15 protein-coding genes are annotated in these 18,308 nt (G+C 46.4%); 14 read left to right on the top strand and 1 reads right to left on the bottom strand.

What is annotated here, in order from left to right; genetic code table 11:
• Nucleotides 1-115 precede the first annotated feature (115 nt).
• The 10 genes from SO_RS16085 (at nucleotide 116) to rpoS (ending at nucleotide 9,492) form a co-directional block, all read left to right on the top strand.
• Complete coding sequence (locus SO_RS16085; protein WP_011073297.1) at nucleotides 116-1,756, top strand: CTP synthase; 1,641 nt, start codon at nucleotides 116-118, stop codon at nucleotides 1,754-1,756.
• A gap of 213 nt (nucleotides 1,757-1,969) precedes the next feature.
• The gene (gene eno / locus SO_RS16080; RefSeq protein WP_011073296.1) at nucleotides 1,970-3,265 is read left to right on the top strand and encodes a phosphopyruvate hydratase; all 1,296 of its coding nucleotides are present in this window, start codon (nucleotides 1,970-1,972) and stop codon (nucleotides 3,263-3,265) included.
• A 100-nt stretch (nucleotides 3,266-3,365) separates the two neighbouring features.
• Nucleotides 3,366-3,665, top strand: a complete 300-nt coding sequence (gene ftsB, locus SO_RS16075) for a cell division protein FtsB (protein WP_011073295.1) — start codon at nucleotides 3,366-3,368, stop codon at nucleotides 3,663-3,665.
• A 10-nt stretch (nucleotides 3,666-3,675) separates the two neighbouring features.
• Nucleotides 3,676-4,425, top strand: a complete 750-nt coding sequence (gene ispD, locus SO_RS16070) for a 2-C-methyl-D-erythritol 4-phosphate cytidylyltransferase (RefSeq protein WP_011073294.1) — start codon at nucleotides 3,676-3,678, stop codon at nucleotides 4,423-4,425.
• A gap of 52 nt (nucleotides 4,426-4,477) precedes the next feature.
• Nucleotides 4,478-4,957: a 2-C-methyl-D-erythritol 2,4-cyclodiphosphate synthase gene (ispF, locus tag SO_RS16065; RefSeq protein WP_011073293.1), complete on the top strand. Its 480-nt coding sequence runs from the start codon at nucleotides 4,478-4,480 to the stop codon at nucleotides 4,955-4,957.
• A gap of 28 nt (nucleotides 4,958-4,985) precedes the next feature.
• Nucleotides 4,986-6,098, top strand: coding sequence for a tRNA pseudouridine(13) synthase TruD (gene truD / locus SO_RS16060; protein ID WP_011073292.1), 1,113 nt, complete (start codon nucleotides 4,986-4,988; stop codon nucleotides 6,096-6,098).
• Entirely contained in the window at nucleotides 6,095-6,844 is a 750-nt protein-coding gene (gene surE / locus SO_RS16055; protein ID WP_011073291.1) for a 5'/3'-nucleotidase SurE, read from the top strand. The genes truD and surE overlap by 4 nt, the downstream gene beginning before the upstream one ends.
• Complete coding sequence (locus SO_RS16050; protein WP_011073290.1) at nucleotides 6,841-7,476, top strand: protein-L-isoaspartate(D-aspartate) O-methyltransferase; 636 nt, start codon at nucleotides 6,841-6,843, stop codon at nucleotides 7,474-7,476. The genes surE and SO_RS16050 overlap by 4 nt, the downstream gene beginning before the upstream one ends.
• A 57-nt stretch (nucleotides 7,477-7,533) precedes the next feature.
• Nucleotides 7,534-8,430, top strand: coding sequence for a peptidoglycan DD-metalloendopeptidase family protein (locus SO_RS16045; protein WP_011073289.1), 897 nt, complete (start codon nucleotides 7,534-7,536; stop codon nucleotides 8,428-8,430).
• Between the two features lie 81 nt (nucleotides 8,431-8,511).
• A complete protein-coding gene (rpoS, locus tag SO_RS16040; RefSeq protein WP_011073288.1) occupies nucleotides 8,512-9,492 on the top strand; it encodes an RNA polymerase sigma factor RpoS in 981 nt (326 codons plus the stop codon).
• Between the two features lie 82 nt (nucleotides 9,493-9,574).
• Here the strand turns inward: rpoS and mutS are convergent, their stop codons facing one another.
• Nucleotides 9,575-12,145 (bottom strand): DNA mismatch repair protein MutS, encoded by a 2,571-nt coding sequence (gene mutS, locus SO_RS16035; protein ID WP_011073287.1) that lies wholly within the window; start codon nucleotides 12,143-12,145, stop codon nucleotides 9,575-9,577.
• A gap of 380 nt (nucleotides 12,146-12,525) precedes the next feature.
• Here mutS and recA point away from each other — a divergent pair, with 380 nt between their 5' ends.
• The 4 genes from recA (at nucleotide 12,526) to SO_RS16015 (ending at nucleotide 18,265) form a co-directional block, all read left to right on the top strand.
• On the top strand, nucleotides 12,526-13,599 hold the full coding sequence (recA, locus tag SO_RS16030) for a recombinase RecA (protein ID WP_011073286.1): 1,074 nt from the start codon (nucleotides 12,526-12,528) through the stop codon (nucleotides 13,597-13,599).
• A 17-nt stretch (nucleotides 13,600-13,616) separates the two neighbouring features.
• Entirely contained in the window at nucleotides 13,617-14,096 is a 480-nt protein-coding gene (locus SO_RS16025; protein ID WP_405130462.1) for a regulatory protein RecX, read from the top strand.
• 278 nt (nucleotides 14,097-14,374) lie between these two features.
• Nucleotides 14,375-16,999 (top strand): alanine--tRNA ligase, encoded by a 2,625-nt coding sequence (gene alaS / locus SO_RS16020; protein ID WP_011073284.1) that lies wholly within the window; start codon nucleotides 14,375-14,377, stop codon nucleotides 16,997-16,999.
• 9 nt (nucleotides 17,000-17,008) lie between these two features.
• Nucleotides 17,009-18,265, top strand: coding sequence for an aspartate kinase (locus SO_RS16015; RefSeq protein WP_011073283.1), 1,257 nt, complete (start codon nucleotides 17,009-17,011; stop codon nucleotides 18,263-18,265).
• Nucleotides 18,266-18,308: the final 43 nt, after the last annotated feature.

Here is an 18,308-nt window from a genome sequence, read left to right as displayed (position 1 = left end):
GGGCAAATTATCCGGATTGGTGTTTGTCGAATGGCAACACCTTTGGTATACTACTGCCCCGTCCTAGTGCTTTCTTACAAGCACGTATTTTCAAACTCATTTTCTCAGGTTCAGCATGACTACAAGGTATATCTTCGTTACTGGTGGTGTGGTTTCATCACTAGGTAAAGGCATTGCAGCCGCTTCATTAGCCGCAATTTTAGAGGCCCGTGGTCTCAATGTAACCATCATGAAACTGGACCCATACATTAACGTCGATCCAGGGACCATGAGCCCAACGCAACATGGTGAAGTGTTTGTGACTGAGGACGGCGCAGAAACAGACCTCGACCTAGGTCACTATGAGCGTTTCATCCGCACTAAGATGAACCGTCGCAATAACTTCACCACAGGCCGTATTTACGAAGAAGTATTACGCAAAGAACGTCGTGGTGACTATTTAGGTGCGACAATTCAGGTGATCCCGCACATCACTAACGCGATCAAAGAAAAAGTATTAGCAGGTGGCGAAGGTCACGATGTGGCTATCGTTGAAATCGGCGGTACTGTGGGTGATATCGAATCACTACCATTCCTTGAATCAATCCGCCAATTAGGCGTTGAACTGGGCCGCGATCGCACCCTGTTTATGCATTTAACCTTAGTGCCATTCTTAGGCGCTGCGGGCGAAGTGAAAACTAAGCCAACTCAACACTCAGTAAAAGAATTGCGTTCTATCGGTATTGCACCTGATGTGTTGATCTGCCGTGGCGATCGCGCAATTCCTGCAAACGAGCGCGCTAAGATTTCGCTATTCTGTAACGTTGAAGAACGTGCAGTGATTTCATTAAAAGACGTCGACAGCATCTACAAGATCCCGGCATTGCTGCGCTCACAAGGTTTAGATGAATTAGTGGTTAAGCGTTTTAGCTTAACTTGCCGCGAAGCCGACTTGTCCGAGTGGGAAAATGTGATTTACCAAGAAGCCAATCCAAACGGCGAAGTCGTGATTGGTATGGTGGGTAAATACATCGAACTGCCTGATGCCTATAAGTCAGTCAACGAAGCGTTAAAACACGCAGGCCTTAAAAACCGCGTATCAGTGACCATCAAGTACATTGACTCACAAACTGTAGAAGCCAAAGGCGATGAAGTCTTACAAGGTTTAGACGGTATCTTAGTCCCAGGTGGCTTCGGTGAGCGTGGTGTTGAAGGTAAGATTTTGGCGGCTAAATTTGCCCGTGAAAACAATCTGCCATACTTTGGTATTTGCTTAGGCATGCAAGTTGCCTTGATTGAATTTGCCCGTAACGTTGCCGGCATGGCAGATGCACATTCAACCGAATTCAACAAAGCAACGCCATTCCCAGTGGTTGGTTTAATCACTGAATGGGTAGATGAAGAAGGCAATGTTGAGCAGCGCCACGAAGCGTCTGACTTAGGTGGCACTATGCGTTTAGGTGCGCAGTTATGTCACCTGCTTGAAGGTTCAAAAGCCGCTCAAGCTTATAAAGGTAACAGCTGTGTTGAACGTCATCGTCATCGTTATGAAGTCAACAACAAGTACAAAGAGCGTTTAGAGCAAGCGGGTCTAGTATTTAGTGGTTTATCTTCTGACCGTAAACTGGTTGAGATGATTGAACTTAAAGATCATCCTTGGTTTGTGGCGGGTCAATTCCACCCAGAATTCACTTCGACCCCACGCGATGGTCATCCATTGTTCGAAGGTTTTGTTGCTGCCGCGAGTGCACATCAAAAACGTGATCTGAAGAAATAAATTTTAAGGCCGGACCCGCGACAGTGGGCCCGGCCTTTTGTTAAACTCAGGCCGCGTAAACATGAGTCAAAACTCATACCCATGTGTATAAACGACATGCGTAAAGACGGAAATGGTAAACGGAATTTAAAGGTTTTGGTCGTACTCTACATCTGTTAATTCCCATTGGTATTGGTTTTTTCTTTTCTCTTTTAAACTTAAATCGAGGGTAATATGGCTAAGATTATTAACGTGATTGGTCGCGAGATTATGGATTCTCGTGGTAACCCAACAGTTGAAGCCGAAGTGCATTTAGAAGGTGGTTTTATCGGTATGGCGGCTGCGCCTTCTGGTGCGTCTACCGGTAGCCGTGAAGCGCTAGAACTGCGTGATGGCGATAAAAGCCGTTACTTAGGCAAAGGTGTATTAACTGCTGTGGCTAACGTAAACGGTCCAATCCGTACTGCGTTAATCGGTAAAGATGCGACTGCACAAGCCGAACTTGATCAAATCATGATCGACTTAGACGGCACTGAAAACAAAGACAAGTTAGGAGCTAACGCGATTTTAGCTGTGTCTTTAGCGGCGGCTAAAGCGGCTGCAGCATTCAAAGGCATGCCTTTATACGCTCACATTGCGGAATTAAACGGCACACCTGGCCAATACGCTATGCCAGTACCGATGATGAACATCCTCAACGGTGGTGAGCACGCAGATAACAACGTTGATATCCAAGAATTCATGGTTCAACCTGTTGGCGCGAAAAATTTCCGCGAAGCTTTACGTATGGGCGCTGAGATTTTCCACACCCTGAAAAAAGTTCTGCACGGTAAAGGTTTAAGCACTTCTGTAGGTGACGAAGGTGGTTTTGCACCTAACCTGTCTTCAAACGCTGATGCATTAGCGGTAATCAAAGAAGCGGTTGAATTAGCGGGTTACAAGCTGGGTACTGACGTGACTCTGGCACTAGACTGCGCCGCTTCCGAGTTCTACAAAGACGGTAAATATGACTTGGCTGGCGAAGGCAAAGTATTCGATTCAAACGGTTTCTCTGACTTCCTGAAGTCACTGACTGAGCAATACCCTATCGTATCTATCGAAGACGGTCTGGACGAGTCAGATTGGGATGGCTGGGCATATCAAACTCAGATTATGGGCGACAAGATCCAATTAGTGGGCGACGATTTATTCGTCACTAACACTAAGATCTTAACCCGTGGTATTGAGAACGGCATCGCTAACTCAATCCTGATCAAGTTTAACCAAATCGGTTCATTAACTGAAACCTTAGCGGCTATCCGTATGGCAAAAGCGGCGGGTTACACTGCGGTTATTTCACACCGTAGTGGTGAAACTGAAGACGCCACTATCGCTGATTTAGCGGTAGGTACTGCGGCTGGCCAAATCAAGACCGGTTCACTGTGCCGTTCTGATCGTGTTGCTAAATACAACCAATTGCTGCGTATCGAAGAGCAATTAGGTGAAAAAGCACCTTACCGCGGTTTGAAGGAAATCAAAGGTCAGGCGTAATTTAGCCGTCCGATGTAAAAAGGCCACCACTTGGTGGCCTTTTTTGTTGTACTATCTGCAGTATATTTTTTTAATCCAAGATACTGACGCTAATTCCTCCATGAAATTCTTTGTCATTACACTCATAGTGCTACTCGGTTTGCTGCAATATCGGCTGTGGTCCGGTGATAACAGTCTGCCCGAATACTTTGTCCTGCAAAAACAGATCGCGGCTCAGCAAGATGGTAATGCAAAACTAAATGAGCGTAATCAAGTGCTTAAAGAAGAAATTATCGATCTTAAAAGTGGCACCGAAGCGATTGAAGAGCGGGCACGTAACGAGCTCGGCATGGTGAAAGAGGGTGAGACCTTCTATCGTGTGGTGGGTGGTGATCGTGCAGTATCGAGTCCTTCGCAATAACGGATCGCCTATGGATATCGTCTTAGAAGCCACGTCGCAAACCGAAACACAAGTTGCTGTTCAACTTGAACCTTTATCGTCCAATGTGGTGGCTATTGTTCCCGCCGCAGGGATTGGTAGTCGCATGGGGGCTGGTAAACCCAAGCAATATTTACCTTTATTGGGCCAAAGCATTTTGGCGCATACGTTAGACAAATTATTGTCCCATCCGCTAATTAGCCAAGTGATTGTTGCGCTGCATCCAGAGGATGCTGACTTTTATGCATTACCTCAGGCCAAGCATCCTAAACTCAAAACTGTGATTGGCGGTTCTGAGCGCGCCAACTCAGTACTCGCGGCCCTTGATAAGGCGCCTGACAATAGCTGGGCTTTAGTTCACGATGCGGCAAGACCCTGCTTGATGGCGAGTGATATTGATAAATTGCTGACATCGAGGGTGCAATTTCCCCAAGGGGCGATTTTGGCCATGCCAGTGCGAGATACTATGAAGCGCGCCAATAGCTTAGGTGAAATCAACTCGACCGTGTGCCGCGATAATCTCTGGCATGCATTGACGCCGCAATTGTTTCCAACGTCACTATTGCGATTACATCTACAGGGCGCACTAAACGCCGGCGCTGTGGTAACCGATGAAGCCTCGGCAATGGAATGGGCTGGCATTTCTCCCGGATTGGTTGCTGGACGGGCGGATAATATCAAAGTCACTCATCCCGATGATTTAGAATTGGCAGAGCTTTTTTTAATGCGCGCTAAGGCTTGAAAGCCTGCGTTTGACTATTGCGCAATCTATTAAATACGTTAGGAAATATGTAATGAAAATCCGAATAGGCCATGGTTTTGATGTCCATAAATTTGGTGAACCACGCCCGTTAATTTTATGTGGCGTCGAAGTACCCTACGAAACTGGCTTGGTGGCCCACTCCGATGGTGACGTGGTGTTACATGCCATATCCGACGCCATTTTAGGCGCGATGGCGCTGGGTGACATTGGCAAACATTTCCCCGATACCGATGCAGCCTATAAGGGCGCAGATAGTCGAGTCTTGCTTCGCCACTGCTATGCGTTAGCAAAGGCGAAGGGATTTGAGCTGGGCAATCTGGATGTCACTATCATTGCGCAGGCGCCTAAAATGGCGCCGCATATCGAGGATATGCGCCAAGTGCTAGCAGCCGATCTCAATGCTGATGTTGCTGACATTAATGTGAAGGCCACTACCACTGAGAAACTCGGGTTTACGGGCCGAAAAGAAGGCATTGCAGTCGAAGCTGTCGTATTACTCAGCCGCCAATAGCGTGTAACTTAAAGAGATAACAACATCCATGAGCGAACTACATTATCTGTACGGCAAACCGACTGGCACCGCAGATTTAAGAACCGTTAACAGCGACTTCATCGTAAAAGAGATCTTACCTTTTAGCCCATCAGGCGAGGGTGAACATCACTTAGTCCATATTCGTAAAGATGGGCTAAATACGGTGCAAGTAGCTGAAATGCTAGCAAAGTTTGCTAAGGTTCATCCCAAAGAAGTGACCTATGCTGGCCAAAAAGATAAAAATGCCATCACAGAGCAATGGTTTGGCATTCGCATCCCTGGCAAAGAAACTCCCGCGTGGATCGAGCTCAATAGCGATCGTTTAACGGTGTTATCCAGTAGTCGCCACAGCAAAAAGTTACGGATTGGCGCGCTCTTGGGCAACCGCTTTATTCTGACACTGCGTAATGTCACCAATGTGGAAGACATTATCAGCCGCATTGAAAAAGTCAGCCAAATCGGTGTACCGAATTATTTTGGTGAGCAACGCTTTGGTCACGATGGCAAAAACTTGGTGCTTGGTCGGCAAATGCTCGCAGGCAAAAAGGTTAAAGATCGCAATAAACGCAGCATGTATCTTTCTGCGGTGCGCTCTCATCTGTTCAATACCGTTGTGTCCTATCGTCTTACCCATTATGGCACTCGACCCTTAGCGGGGGATTGTGTGATGCTGGCGGGCAGTAAGAGCTTTTTCGTGACGCCAGAATGGGATTTAGTGGTATTAAAGCGTTTGATTGAAAAGGACATTCAACTTTCAGCGCCGCTGTGGGGCCGTGGCAAAATGCTACCGCAAGGCGAAGCCGCCGAGGTTGAAACCCAAGCGATGGCAGATCTCACCGAAGATTGCTACGGTCTTGAGCACGCAGGGCTTGAACAGGAACGCCGCCCATTATTGCTTGAGCCACAAGGCCTTAAGCACGAGCAAACCTCGGATGGATTGGTACTGGAGTTTATTTTACCTGCGGGCTGCTTTGCGACATCGCTGTTAAGAGAGCTGGTTGATTATCAAGATGTGAAAGAGTTGCAATGGCAAACAACACTCACGGCTGAGACAAATGTTGTAACAGAGAGCAATACTGCAGCAGCGAATGTATCTGACAATGGTGAGTCAGCTTCATGATGCGCATCCTTGTCAGCAATGATGATGGGGTGAATGCGCCGGGGATTAAAGCCTTAACCGAGGCGCTCGCTGAAATAGCAACTGTGATGACTGTCGCACCCGACCGTAATTGTTCGGGCGCAAGTAACTCTTTAACCTTGACTAACCCATTAAGAATTAATAGGTTAGACAATGGCTATATTTCGGTTCACGGTACCCCAACAGATTGTGTTCACTTAGCCATACGAGAGCTCTGTGATGGTGAGCCGGATATGGTGGTATCGGGCATCAATGCTGGTGCGAATATGGGGGATGATACCTTGTATTCGGGCACCGTCGCGGCGGCCATGGAAGGGCGTTTTTTAGGTTTCCCCGCGGTGGCGATTTCCCTTAATGGCAAAGCCTTTAAGCATTATCACACCGCGGCAGTGTATGCGCGGCGAATTGTGCAGGGGTTGTTAGCGCATCCTATTGCGAGCGATCAGATCCTCAATATCAATGTGCCGGATTTACCGCTGGATGAGATTAAAGGCATAAGTGTCACTCGTCTCGGAGCGCGTCACAAGGCTGAAGGCATTGTGCGAACGCAGGATCCCGCTGGGCGAGAAATTTTTTGGCTCGGTCCACCGGGTCTTGAACAAGATGCGAGTGAAGGAACGGATTTCCATGCAATTGCCCATGGTTATGTGTCCATCACACCGTTAACCGTGGATTTGACCGCGTATAGACAATTATCGATATTGCAAAATTGGGTAGATAAAATATGACTCGAGTTGCCTTAACATCGGCGGTGAATTTAGCGAAAAAGCTTCAGGATGCGGGGATCCGCAATCCAGCCGTGCTTAAGGCAATATCCCAAACGCCTCGCGAGCTATTTCTTGATAATGCGTTAGCTCATAAAGCTTATGAAAATACGGCGTTACCCATAGGGCAAGGGCAAACGATATCTCAACCTTATATTGTTGCACGTATGACCGAGTTACTGCTGCAGCATCAACCACAGAAGGTGCTTGAGGTGGGGACAGGCTCTGGCTATCAAGCGGCGATTCTTGCCCAATTAGTGCCCGAACTTTGCACTGTAGAACGGATAAAGGCGTTACAGATCCAAGCAAGACAAAGATTAAAACGACTCGATCTGCACAATGTTTCTTTTAAGTATGGTGATGGTTGGCAGGGCTGGCTGAATCGCAGTCCTTATAATGGCATTATGGTCACGGCTGCGGCGGCGAAGATTCCTGAAGCGTTATTATCACAGTTAGCCGAAGGAGGGGTTTTGATCATCCCTGTGGGGGAAGAAACCCAGCAATTGATGCGGATTACGCGTCATTCTGACCGTTTTAGCTCGGAAGTGATAGAGACTGTCAAATTTGTTCCCTTAGTCAATGGCGAGCTTGCATAGCGTTCATCCGTTTAGAACTTATTAAAACAGTAAGATAGCCCCAAAGAGGAGTTTTTATTGTTGAATGTGGGTTTACTTTTAAACCTCAGTTTATTGTTGTTGCTTGCAGGCTGTAGCTTTCAGGCGAGTCGCCCCGCACCTGTCGAAAGCCTCTCTAAGCATCATTCAAAACAGAATAAAGGTCATATTAAAGGCGAGTCTTATAAAGTTAAAAAAGGTGACACCCTTTACTCAATTTCTTGGGCTGTCGGCAAAGATTACGCAGAAATTGCCAAAATTAATCAATTAGATAAATCGTTTACTATCTATCCTGGACAGGTTTTGTATTTAACATATGACCACAGTCAAAATAGCAAAGCATCTACGATTTTAGGTGGAATTAATTCGGCAAACAAAGGCCTTTATCAGTTAAATTCATCTAAAAAACAATATGTTAGTGATGATTCTGCAGTTGAGGGGCTATCTAGTGAACCGCAGAAAAAAACACTTGATCAGAAAGCAAAGCCTGCGTATTCTGCAACAAGCTCTCAACAAAGATTTAACTCTTCAATCGTTGCCCCGACTTCAACACTGCCCGACAGTGTAAGCCAGTGGCAATGGCCTGTAAGAGGTAAACTGATTGGGACATACTCTGCCAATGAGCAGGGAAATAAAGGTATTAAGATCGCGGGAAAACGTGGAGATATCATCAAAGCCGCTGCAGATGGGCGGGTGGTATATGCAGGTAGTGCGCTTAGGGGGTATGGTAATTTAGTGATTATTAAACATAGTGACGATTACCTTAGTGCCTATGCTCATGCAGATCAGATCTTAGTCGATGAAAAGCAACATGTCCTCGCTGGACAGACGATTGCTAAAATGGGCAGTACAGGTACTAATCAGGTCATGCTACGTTTTGAAATTCGTTACCATGGTCAGTCTGTTAACCCACTCAACTACTTACCTAAGCAATGATTGTTTAGGGCCTTGTTTTGGCATGGAGGAAAATAAATTGCAGTAATACAAGCAGTTAAATTAGGTTTGGGAGATTCGATCATGAGCCGCATAAATAGCACTGCCGCAGAAGAACTAGTAGATTTTTCCGTTGATACCGCTGAGTTTGATCTCGATAAAGAGGATATCGCCGCTGATTTAGTTCAAGAATTAGGACTCGAACAACAGGTTCAAGATGACCTGCAAAAAAATCTTGATGCCACACAACTCTATTTAGGTGAAATAGGGTTTTCCCCACTGCTTAGCGCAGAAGAAGAAGTGTATTTTTCCCGTAAGGCCTTAAAAGGCTGCGAAAAATCCCGTAATCGGATGATCGAAAGTAACCTGCGACTCGTGGTTAAAATTGCCCGCCGTTACAATAATCGTGGTCTTGCGCTGCTGGATTTAATCGAAGAGGGTAATCTTGGTTTGATCCGTGCGGTAGAAAAATTTGACCCAGAAAGAGGTTTCCGTTTCTCAACCTATGCGACTTGGTGGATCAGACAAACCATTGAACGCGCAATCATGAATCAAACCCGTACGATTCGCTTGCCTATCCATGTGGTGAAAGAGCTTAACGTGTACTTACGTACGGCCCGTGAATTAGCGCAAAAACTTGACCACGAGCCAACGGCAGAAGAAATTGCCGAGAAACTACAAGTCTCTAGTGTGGATGTTAGCCGCATGCTGAAGCTCAACGAGAAGATCACTTCTGTTGATGTCCCTCTCGGCGGTGATAATGATAAAGCCTTACTCGATGTGCTGGCTGATGATGATAACGTAGGCCCAGATTACAAGGTGCAAGACGAAGATATTTCTAACTCAGTGGTTAAGTGGCTCAATGAACTCAATACCAAGCAAAGAGAAGTGTTAGCGCGCCGCTTTGGGTTATTGGGTTATGAGCCATCGACTCTTGAAGATGTGGGCGCTGAAATTGGCCTTACTCGCGAGCGAGTTCGTCAAATCCAAGTGGAAGCCTTAAAACGCCTGCGTGATCTGCTTGGCGCACAAGGGCTATCTGTAGAGGCTCTATTTAGAAATTAATGCTTAAGATTGTTTAATCACCCCATAAAAAACGCCCAATTGTTTGGGCGTTTTTATTGTTAAGTCATCATGATAAATGCACCTAGCTCAAGCGTTTTAGCTCATAGAGCAAATCCAGCGCCTGTTTAGGGGTCAGATTATCAGGATTAATTGCCTTTAGTTTACTTACCGCAGGATTTTCCACTGGTTCAGGCAGGGCTAATAAGGTTTGAATCGGCGTTTTAGTACCTTCTACTTGATGATCGCGACTTTCAAGCTGATGTAACTTATGTTTTGCCGCCTTAATCACTCGTGCAGGGACGCCGGCAAGCGCCGCAACTTGTAAACCGTAACTCTTACTGGCCGCGCCTTCCTGCACTGCATGCATAAAGGCAATCGTATCTTCATGTTCAATTGCGTCTAGATGTACGTTATAGACGCCGGACATCAGTTCTGGCAGTTGTGTTAGCTCAAAATAATGGGTGGCGAAGAGCGTCATTGCACCCACTTGCTGCGCTAAATATTCCGCCGCTGACCAAGCTAACGACAGGCCATCATAGGTTGATGTACCACGGCCAATTTCGTCCATCAGTACTAAACTTTGCGCAGTGGCATTATGAAGAATATTGGCAGTTTCGGTCATTTCCACCATAAAGGTTGAACGGCCAGAGGCGAGATCATCTGAGGCGCCAATACGGGTAAAAATTCGATCGATGGGACCAATCGTTGCACGTTCCGCTGGCACAAAACAGCCAATATGGGCCATGAGGGTAATAAGCGCCACTTGACGCATATAGGTTGATTTACCGCCCATGTTAGGGCCGGTAACTATCAACATTCGCCGCTGATTATGCAGTGTTACTGGGTTGGCGATAAACGGGGTTTGACTGACTCGCTCAACTACAGGGTGGCGACCTGCCTCGATTTTAACACCTATTTCGCTGCTCAGTTCTGGGCTGGTATAACCGAGGGTTTCGGCACGTTCAGCAAAATTGCTGAGAACATCAAGCTCGGCAGCGGCTCTGGCGAAGTCTTGTAATTCATGCAACTTGGGTAGGATCAAATCGAACAATTCGTCCCAGAGTTGTTTTTCAAGGGCGAGGGCTTTGCCTTGGCTAGAAAGTACCTTTTCTTCATATTCCTTAAGTTCTGGCGTGATGTACCGCTCCATATTTTTAAGGGTTTGACGGCGTTGATAATTTAATGGCACTTGGTTGGATTGTAGTCGGCTGACTTCAATGTAATAGCCATGGACTCGGTTGTATCCGACCTTCAGTGTCGCAATGCCTGTGCGTTCCTTTTCCCGCGCTTCGAGTTGTACTAGATAATCACTGGCACCTTCGCTTAAGCCACGCCACTCATCTAATTCTGCATTGTAGCCTTCACGGATCACGCCGCCATCACGGATAAGCATAGGGGGATTATCGACAATGGCGTGCTCAAGTAGTTGTTGTTCTTGTGGAAATTCGCCCAAGAGTTGGCCAAGTTTGACTGTATGGGGAGCGCTTAATTGGCTTAAAGACAGTTGCAATTGCGGTAACAGGCTTAAGGCTTGTCGCAGACGGGCAAAATCTCTCGGGCGTGCTGTACGCAGTGCCAGTCTAGCCATGATCCGCTCAATATCGCCGAGTGCTTTAAGTTGTTCATGCAATGACTCATGCACTGCGGTTTCAAGTAATTCATTGACTGCTGTTTGGCGGGCCAAAATGAGCGCATGATCCCTAAGGGGTTGATGGATCCAGCGTTGCAACATCCGGCTACCCATGGCTGTGGCAGTGTTATCGAGCACTGCAGCTAAGGTGTTATCTCGACCACCACTTAAATTCTGTGTCAGCTCTAGATTACGGCGAGTGGCAGCATCCAAGACAATGGTGTCGGTTTGATTAAAGCGAGTAATAGCATTGATATGGGGTAGGGCGGTACGTTGGGTATCTTTGACATATTGCATTAAGCAGCCCGCCGCTTGCAGCGATAGGCGAGCATCGGTTATACCAAAGCCATGTAAATCCTTAGTGCCAAATTGGGCGAGTAACAGTTTGATGCTGGTATCGTAGTCAAACTCCCATTCTGGGCGGCGGCGTTTACCTTTGAAATGGTGCAATAAATCCAGTGCACCAAAATCTTCGCTATAAAGAATTTCGACCGGATTGGTACGTTGCAATTCGGCTTCGAGGGACTCTTTGGTCTCTAACTCGGCAATAACAAAGCGGCCAGAAGACACATCAAGAGTCGCATAGCCAAAACCTACTTTGCCCTGATAAACAGCAGCTAACAGATTGTCCTGTCGTTCCTGTAATAGGGCTTCGTCGGTTAAGGTGCCTGGAGTGACGATACGTACGACTTTACGCTCAACGGGGCCTTTGGAGGTTGCTGGATCGCCAATTTGCTCACAAATCGCAACCGATTGACCTATCTGTACCAGTTTCGCCAGATAACCTTCCACTGCATGATAGGGAATGCCCGCCATAGGGATCGGATCGCCGCCACTTTTACCACGGGCAGTGAGAGAAATACCTAATAATTCTGAGGCACGCTTAGCATCATCATAGAAGAGTTCATAGAAGTCACCCATGCGATAAAACAGTAACATATCGTGATGTTCTGCCTTCATGCTCAAATACTGACGCATCATTGGGGTGTGTTTTTCTAAATCATCGGTATCTATAGGATTCATTAAATCGTTTTCGTCCGTTATGCCGGCCCTAAATAGGGAATAAAGTCATACAGTAATGGGATCAAAATCAGCAGATTTGTATTCTTACTGTCTAAAATCAATTGGCGCCAATCTTAGCAACAATTTACGGAAAATTGATCCGTAAACCGTGGATATTCACTGTTATCTTGATTAATTCGTCGTGTTGCTATGTAACCGCTTGTCTAAGTTGGAAAATATTAAGACGTAAAAATAATTCATCCTCAGGCCTTGATACTGTATGATTGTACAGTATACTAGTCTGCAGATAATGACAAAGAGCCTCGCTTTTTGATCACCTGCTTTATTAAATTGAATATCACTTTTGACAGTACTGATACTGTCTAGATGAGGGAACAGGAATGAAGGTCGATCCAAACAAAGAGAAAGCACTTGCTGCGGTATTGAGCCAAATTGAGAAGCAATTTGGTAAAGGCTCCATCATGAAGCTGGGCGAAGACCGCTCTATGGATGTTGAGACCATTTCTACAGGTTCTCTTTCCCTTGACGTCGCTCTTGGGGCAGGTGGTTTGCCTATGGGCCGTATCGTTGAGATCTATGGTCCAGAGTCATCAGGTAAAACAACTCTGACATTAGAAGTGATTGCCGCCGCTCAGCGCGAAGGTAAAACCTGTGCCTTTATCGATGCAGAACACGCTCTTGATCCTATCTACGCGAAAAAATTAGGCGTTGATATTGATAACTTATTGTGTTCACAGCCCGATACCGGTGAGCAAGCCCTTGAGATTTGTGATGCATTAACCCGTTCTGGTGCGGTTGATGTGATTATCGTTGACTCGGTAGCGGCATTAACACCAAAGGCGGAGATTGAAGGTGAAATTGGTGACTCACACATGGGCTTAGCGGCTCGTATGATGAGCCAAGCAATGCGTAAGTTAGCGGGTAACCTCAAGCAATCGAACACTCTGTTAATCTTCATCAACCAAATTCGTATGAAGATTGGGGTGATGTTTGGTAACCCAGAAACCACAACGGGTGGTAATGCTCTGAAATTCTATGCCTCTGTTCGTTTGGATATCCGCCGTACAGGCGCTATCAAAGAAGGTGATGAGGTGGTTGGTAACGAGACACGCGTAAAAGTCGTTAAAAACAAAGTTGCAGCGCCATTTAAACAAGCAGAGTTCCAAATTCTATACGGTCAAGGTATCAACCGTACTGGCGAGTTAGTTGATTTAGGTGTAGCCCATAAACTGATTGAGAAAGCAGGCGCTTGGTATAGCTACAAGGGCGATAAAATTGGTCAAGGCCGTGCAAATGCGGGTAAATATTTGACTGAAAACCCAGCTATAGCCGCTGAAATCGATAAGACATTGCGTGAGCTATTGTTGAGTAACCCGAGTGCCCTGGCATCATCGGCATCCGATGATGACAATGTCGAGGGGAATATTGATTTAGAAACAGGCGAAGTGTTCTGAGTCAGTCAGCCCGTCAAATCGCGGTCGCGCTGTTAGCGCGCCGCGATTATTCCCGCCAAGAAATCCGAACCAAACTGCTCGAAAAAGGCTTTGAAGTTCTTGATATCGATCCTGTGCTCGATGATTGTGAAGCGTCTGGATTTATCAATGATAAGCGCTATGCTGAGCTCCTCGTTCGTAGCAACATCGCCCGCGGCCATGGGCCTATACGCATTCGTCAAGCCATCGCTCAAAAAGGGCTTACTAAGGATTGTATCGAGGCTGCGTTAATAGCGACTGATTATGATTGGTTCGAATTAGCCAAAGCCAAAGCCAAAGCCAAAGCCATCAAAAAATATGGTGTCCCTAAAGTGACAGAGGTTAAGGGGTCTCAATCACGAGAGTTGATTGCAAAAGAAAAAGCCAAGCGGGTGCGGTTTTTATTGAGCCAAGGTTTTAGTTATGAACAAGTCATCTATGCCTTAGATTATGACCCTTTGGAAGATAATGATGACTAAGTTAGTGGTATAAACTTGCTTCAGTAAGCTATGCTTGTCATCCCTTATCAATTTCAACACGCCCTAGTTGAATTTGTTCGTTTCCACCACTTTTACGCCACGCTTTGGTGATAAGCCCTGTCTTAGCTGCAAACTCATCGAAAATATTAGATTCCTAAGCGCGATATCGCTATTCAAGGCTGGTCGTCTTTCCTCAGTCTGCTTATAATGCTCGGCAAATAGAAATACGGCTACCTCATGGTGTAGCTGGTCATGCTTACCCAATTCAGGACGATTTCATGTATCAAACGACAGCAGCGCTTAGAAGTGCTTTCCTCGAATTTTTCCGCAGCAATGGTCACCAAGTTGTGGACAGTAGTTCTCTTGTACCAGGCAACGATCCCACGCTCTTATTCACCAACGCCGGTATGAACCAGTTCAAGGACGTGTTTCTTGGCATGGACAAACGTAGCTATACACGTGCGACCACTGCCCAACGCTGCGTCCGTGCGGGTGGTAAACACAACGACTTAGATAATGTGGGTTATACCGCACGTCACCACACTTTTTTCGAAATGCTGGGTAACTTCAGTTTTGGTGATTATTTCAAAGAAGATGCGATTCGTTTTGGTTGGACATTCCTGACCGAAGTATTGATGCTACCAAAGGAACGTCTGTGCGTAACTATTTACCAAACAGACGATGAAGCCTTTGAAATCTGGAATAAAAAAATAGGCGTTGCCGCTGAGAATATCATCCGTATCGGTGATAACAAGGGCGCGCCATATGCTTCAGATAACTTCTGGCAAATGGGCGACACCGGTCCTTGTGGTCCTTGTACCGAAATTTTCTATGACCACGGCGACCACATTTGGGGCGGACGTCCAGGCAGCCCTGAAGAAGATGGCGATCGTTTCATCGAAATTTGGAACATTGTATTCATGCAATACAATCGCCAAGCCTCTGGCGAAATGTTGCCGCTACCAAAACCATCGGTTGATACCGGTATGGGTATCGAGCGTATTGCCGCGATTATGCAAGGTGTTCATTCAAACTACGAAATCGATATTTTCCGCGCTTTGATTGCTAAAGCGGCTGAAATCATCGGTGTGGCTGACTTATCTAACAAGTCACTGCGCGTGATTGCCGACCATATCCGTTCATGTGCCTTCTTAGTTGCCGATGGTGTGATGCCATCGAACGAAGGTCGTGGCTATGTACTGCGCCGTATTATTCGCCGCGCCGTTCGTCATGGTAACAAGTTAGGTGCAACCGAAGCCTTCTTCTACAAGTTGGTTCCGACGCTGATCGATGTGATGGGTGATGCGGCTAAAGGCCTGGCTGAAACTCAAGTTATTGTTGAAAAAGCCCTTAAAGCGGAAGAAGAACAGTTTGCCCGTACATTAGAGCGTGGTTTAGGCATTCTGGATAGCGCATTGAACGAATTACAAGGTGACACCTTAGACGGTGAAACAGTCTTTAAACTGTACGATACCTACGGCTTCCCTGTGGATTTAACTGCTGACGTGTGTCGTGAGCGTAACATTATTGTCGATGAAGCTGGTTTTGAAGCTGCGATGGCTGAACAACGCAGTCGCGCGCAAGCCGCGGGTAACTTTGGTGCCGATTATAACGCAGCACTTAAGATCGATGCTGAAACCGCATTCTGTGGTTACTCAGAACTTACTGGCAATGCCAAAGTCACTGCACTGTACCTAAATGGCGAGTCAGTGCCTGCGATCAACACTGGCGATGACGCTGTCGTTGTGCTCGATGTAACCCCTTTCTATGCTGAATCGGGCGGCCAAGTGGGTGACAAGGGCGTATTAATGGCTCAAGGCATTGAGTTTACGGTTAACGATACGCAAAAGTTTGGTCAAGCTTCAGGTCACAAAGGAACCTTAACGGCTGGCAGTTTAAGTGTTGGCCAAGTGCTTGAAGCCAAAGTGGATAAAAAGCTACGTCACCGCACTCAGTTAAACCACTCTGTAACTCACTTATTGCATGCTGCACTGCGCCAAGTGTTGGGCACTCATGTTACTCAAAAAGGCTCATTGGTTGACCCAGAGCGTTTACGCTTTGACTTCTCCCATTTCGAAGCGGTAAAACCTTTCGAACTTAAGCAGGTTGAAGAGTTAGTCAATACGCAAATTCGTCGTAACCATGAGCTTAAAGTGGCTGAAATGGCGATTGATGAAGCCAAAGAAAAAGGCGCTATGGCGCTCTTTGGTGAAAAATATGATTCACAGGTTCGTGTCGTGACCATGGGCGATTTCTCAATCGAACTTTGTGGTGGTACGCATGTTGGCCGCACTGGTGATATTGGTTTATTTAAGATCACTTCAGAAGGTGGTATAGCCGCAGGTGTACGCCGTATTGAAGCGGTTACAGGTGCTGCGGCTATGGCATATGTGGCGCAGCAACAGGCTGAGCTTGAGGAAGCCGCATCACTTCTGAAAGCTGATGCTCATTCAGTTGTTACCAAACTGAAAGTCCAATTAGATAAAATGAAGCAACTTGAGAAAGAAATGCAGCAACTTAAAGATAAGTTAGCGGCTGCAGCAAGTGCGGATTTAGCGGGTGATGCGGTAGTGGTTAATGGCGTCAATGTGCTGATTAAAAAGCTAGAAGGCGTTGAAGCTGGTGCGTTACGCGGTCTGCAAGATGAGCTTAAACAAAAGCTTAAATCCGCTATTATCGTGTTAGGTGTAGCACAAGAAGGTAAAGTCAACCTTATTGCAGGTGTTAGCAACGACTTAATCGCTAAAATCAAAGCGGGTGAGCTGGTTGCTATGGTCGCCACACAAGTCGGTGGTAAAGGTGGTGGTCGCCCTGATATGGCCCAAGCAGGTGGTAGCCAACCAGAAAATCTGGATGCGGCACTGTCACAAGTATTACCTTGGATTACTGAGCGTTTAGCTTAAGAGGTTGCTGTGCTCGAAAAACGAAAGCTTAGTGGTAGCAAGCTTTTTGTGAAGAAGTTTGGTGGCACTTCGGTGGGTTCAATTGAACGTATCGAAGTGGTTGCCGAACAGATTGCAAAGTCCGCTCACAGTGGTGAGCAGCAAGTATTAGTTCTTTCTGCTATGGCAGGGGAGACAAATAGGCTATTTGCGCTAGCAGCGCAAATCGATCCCCGCGCGAGTGCTCGGGAACTCGATATGTTGGTCTCAACGGGTGAGCAAATTAGTATTGCGTTGATGGCGATGGCGTTGCAGCGTCGCGGTATCAAGGCAAGATCGCTCACTGGCGATCAAGTGCAAATCCATACAAATAGTCAGTTTGGTCGTGCCAGTATTGAGAGCGTCGATACGGCGTACTTAACGTCCTTGCTCGAACAAGGCATTGTGCCGATTGTGGCAGGGTTTCAAGGGATCGATCCTAATGGCGATGTCACAACCTTAGGTCGTGGTGGTTCCGATACGACGGCTGTAGCGCTCGCCGCAGCGTTAAGAGCCGATGAATGCCAGATATTTACCGATGTTTCAGGGGTGTTTACTACAGACCCAAATATCGATAGTAGCGCAAGGCGTCTGGATGTGATTGGCTTTGACGTCATGCTTGAAATGGCAAAGTTAGGCGCTAAAGTACTTCATCCTGATTCTGTTGAATATGCACAGCGTTTTAAAGTACCGCTTCGGGTGTTGTCGAGTTTCGAAGCTGGGCAAGGTACATTAATTCAATTTGGTGATGAATCTGAGCTTGCGATGGCCGCATCTGTACAAGGTATTGCGATCAACAAAGCCTTAGCAACGTTGACCATCGAAGGTTTGTTCACCAGCAGTGAGCGTTACCAAGCACTATTGGCTTGTTTGGCCCGACTGGAGGTAGATGTTGAATTTATCACTCCTTTGAAATTGAATGAAATTTCTCCTGTTGAGTCAGTCAGTTTCATGTTAGCCGAAGCTAAAGTGGATATTTTATTGCACGAGCTTGAGGTTTTAAGCGAAAGTCTTGATCTAGGGCAATTGATTGTTGAGCGCCAACGTGCAAAAGTGTCTTTAGTTGGCAAAGGTTTACAGGCAAAAGTTGGATTATTGACTAAGATGTTAGATGTATTGGGTAACGAAACAATTCATGCTAAGTTACTTTCGACATCGGAGAGTAAATTGTCAACTGTGATCGATGAAAGGGACTTGCACAAGGCGGTTCGGGCGTTGCATCATGCTTTCGAGCTAAATAAGGTGTAATTAAATAACTGTTTGAGTATTGAATACTATTAATTTGTACTCA

The organism is Shewanella oneidensis MR-1 (genome assembly GCF_000146165.2).
In the GTDB taxonomy this organism is placed as follows: Bacteria; Pseudomonadota; Gammaproteobacteria; order Enterobacterales; family Shewanellaceae; genus Shewanella; species Shewanella oneidensis.
The sequence above is the reverse complement of the archived record's forward strand: the minus strand, read 5'-3'. Positions and strand labels throughout refer to the sequence as shown.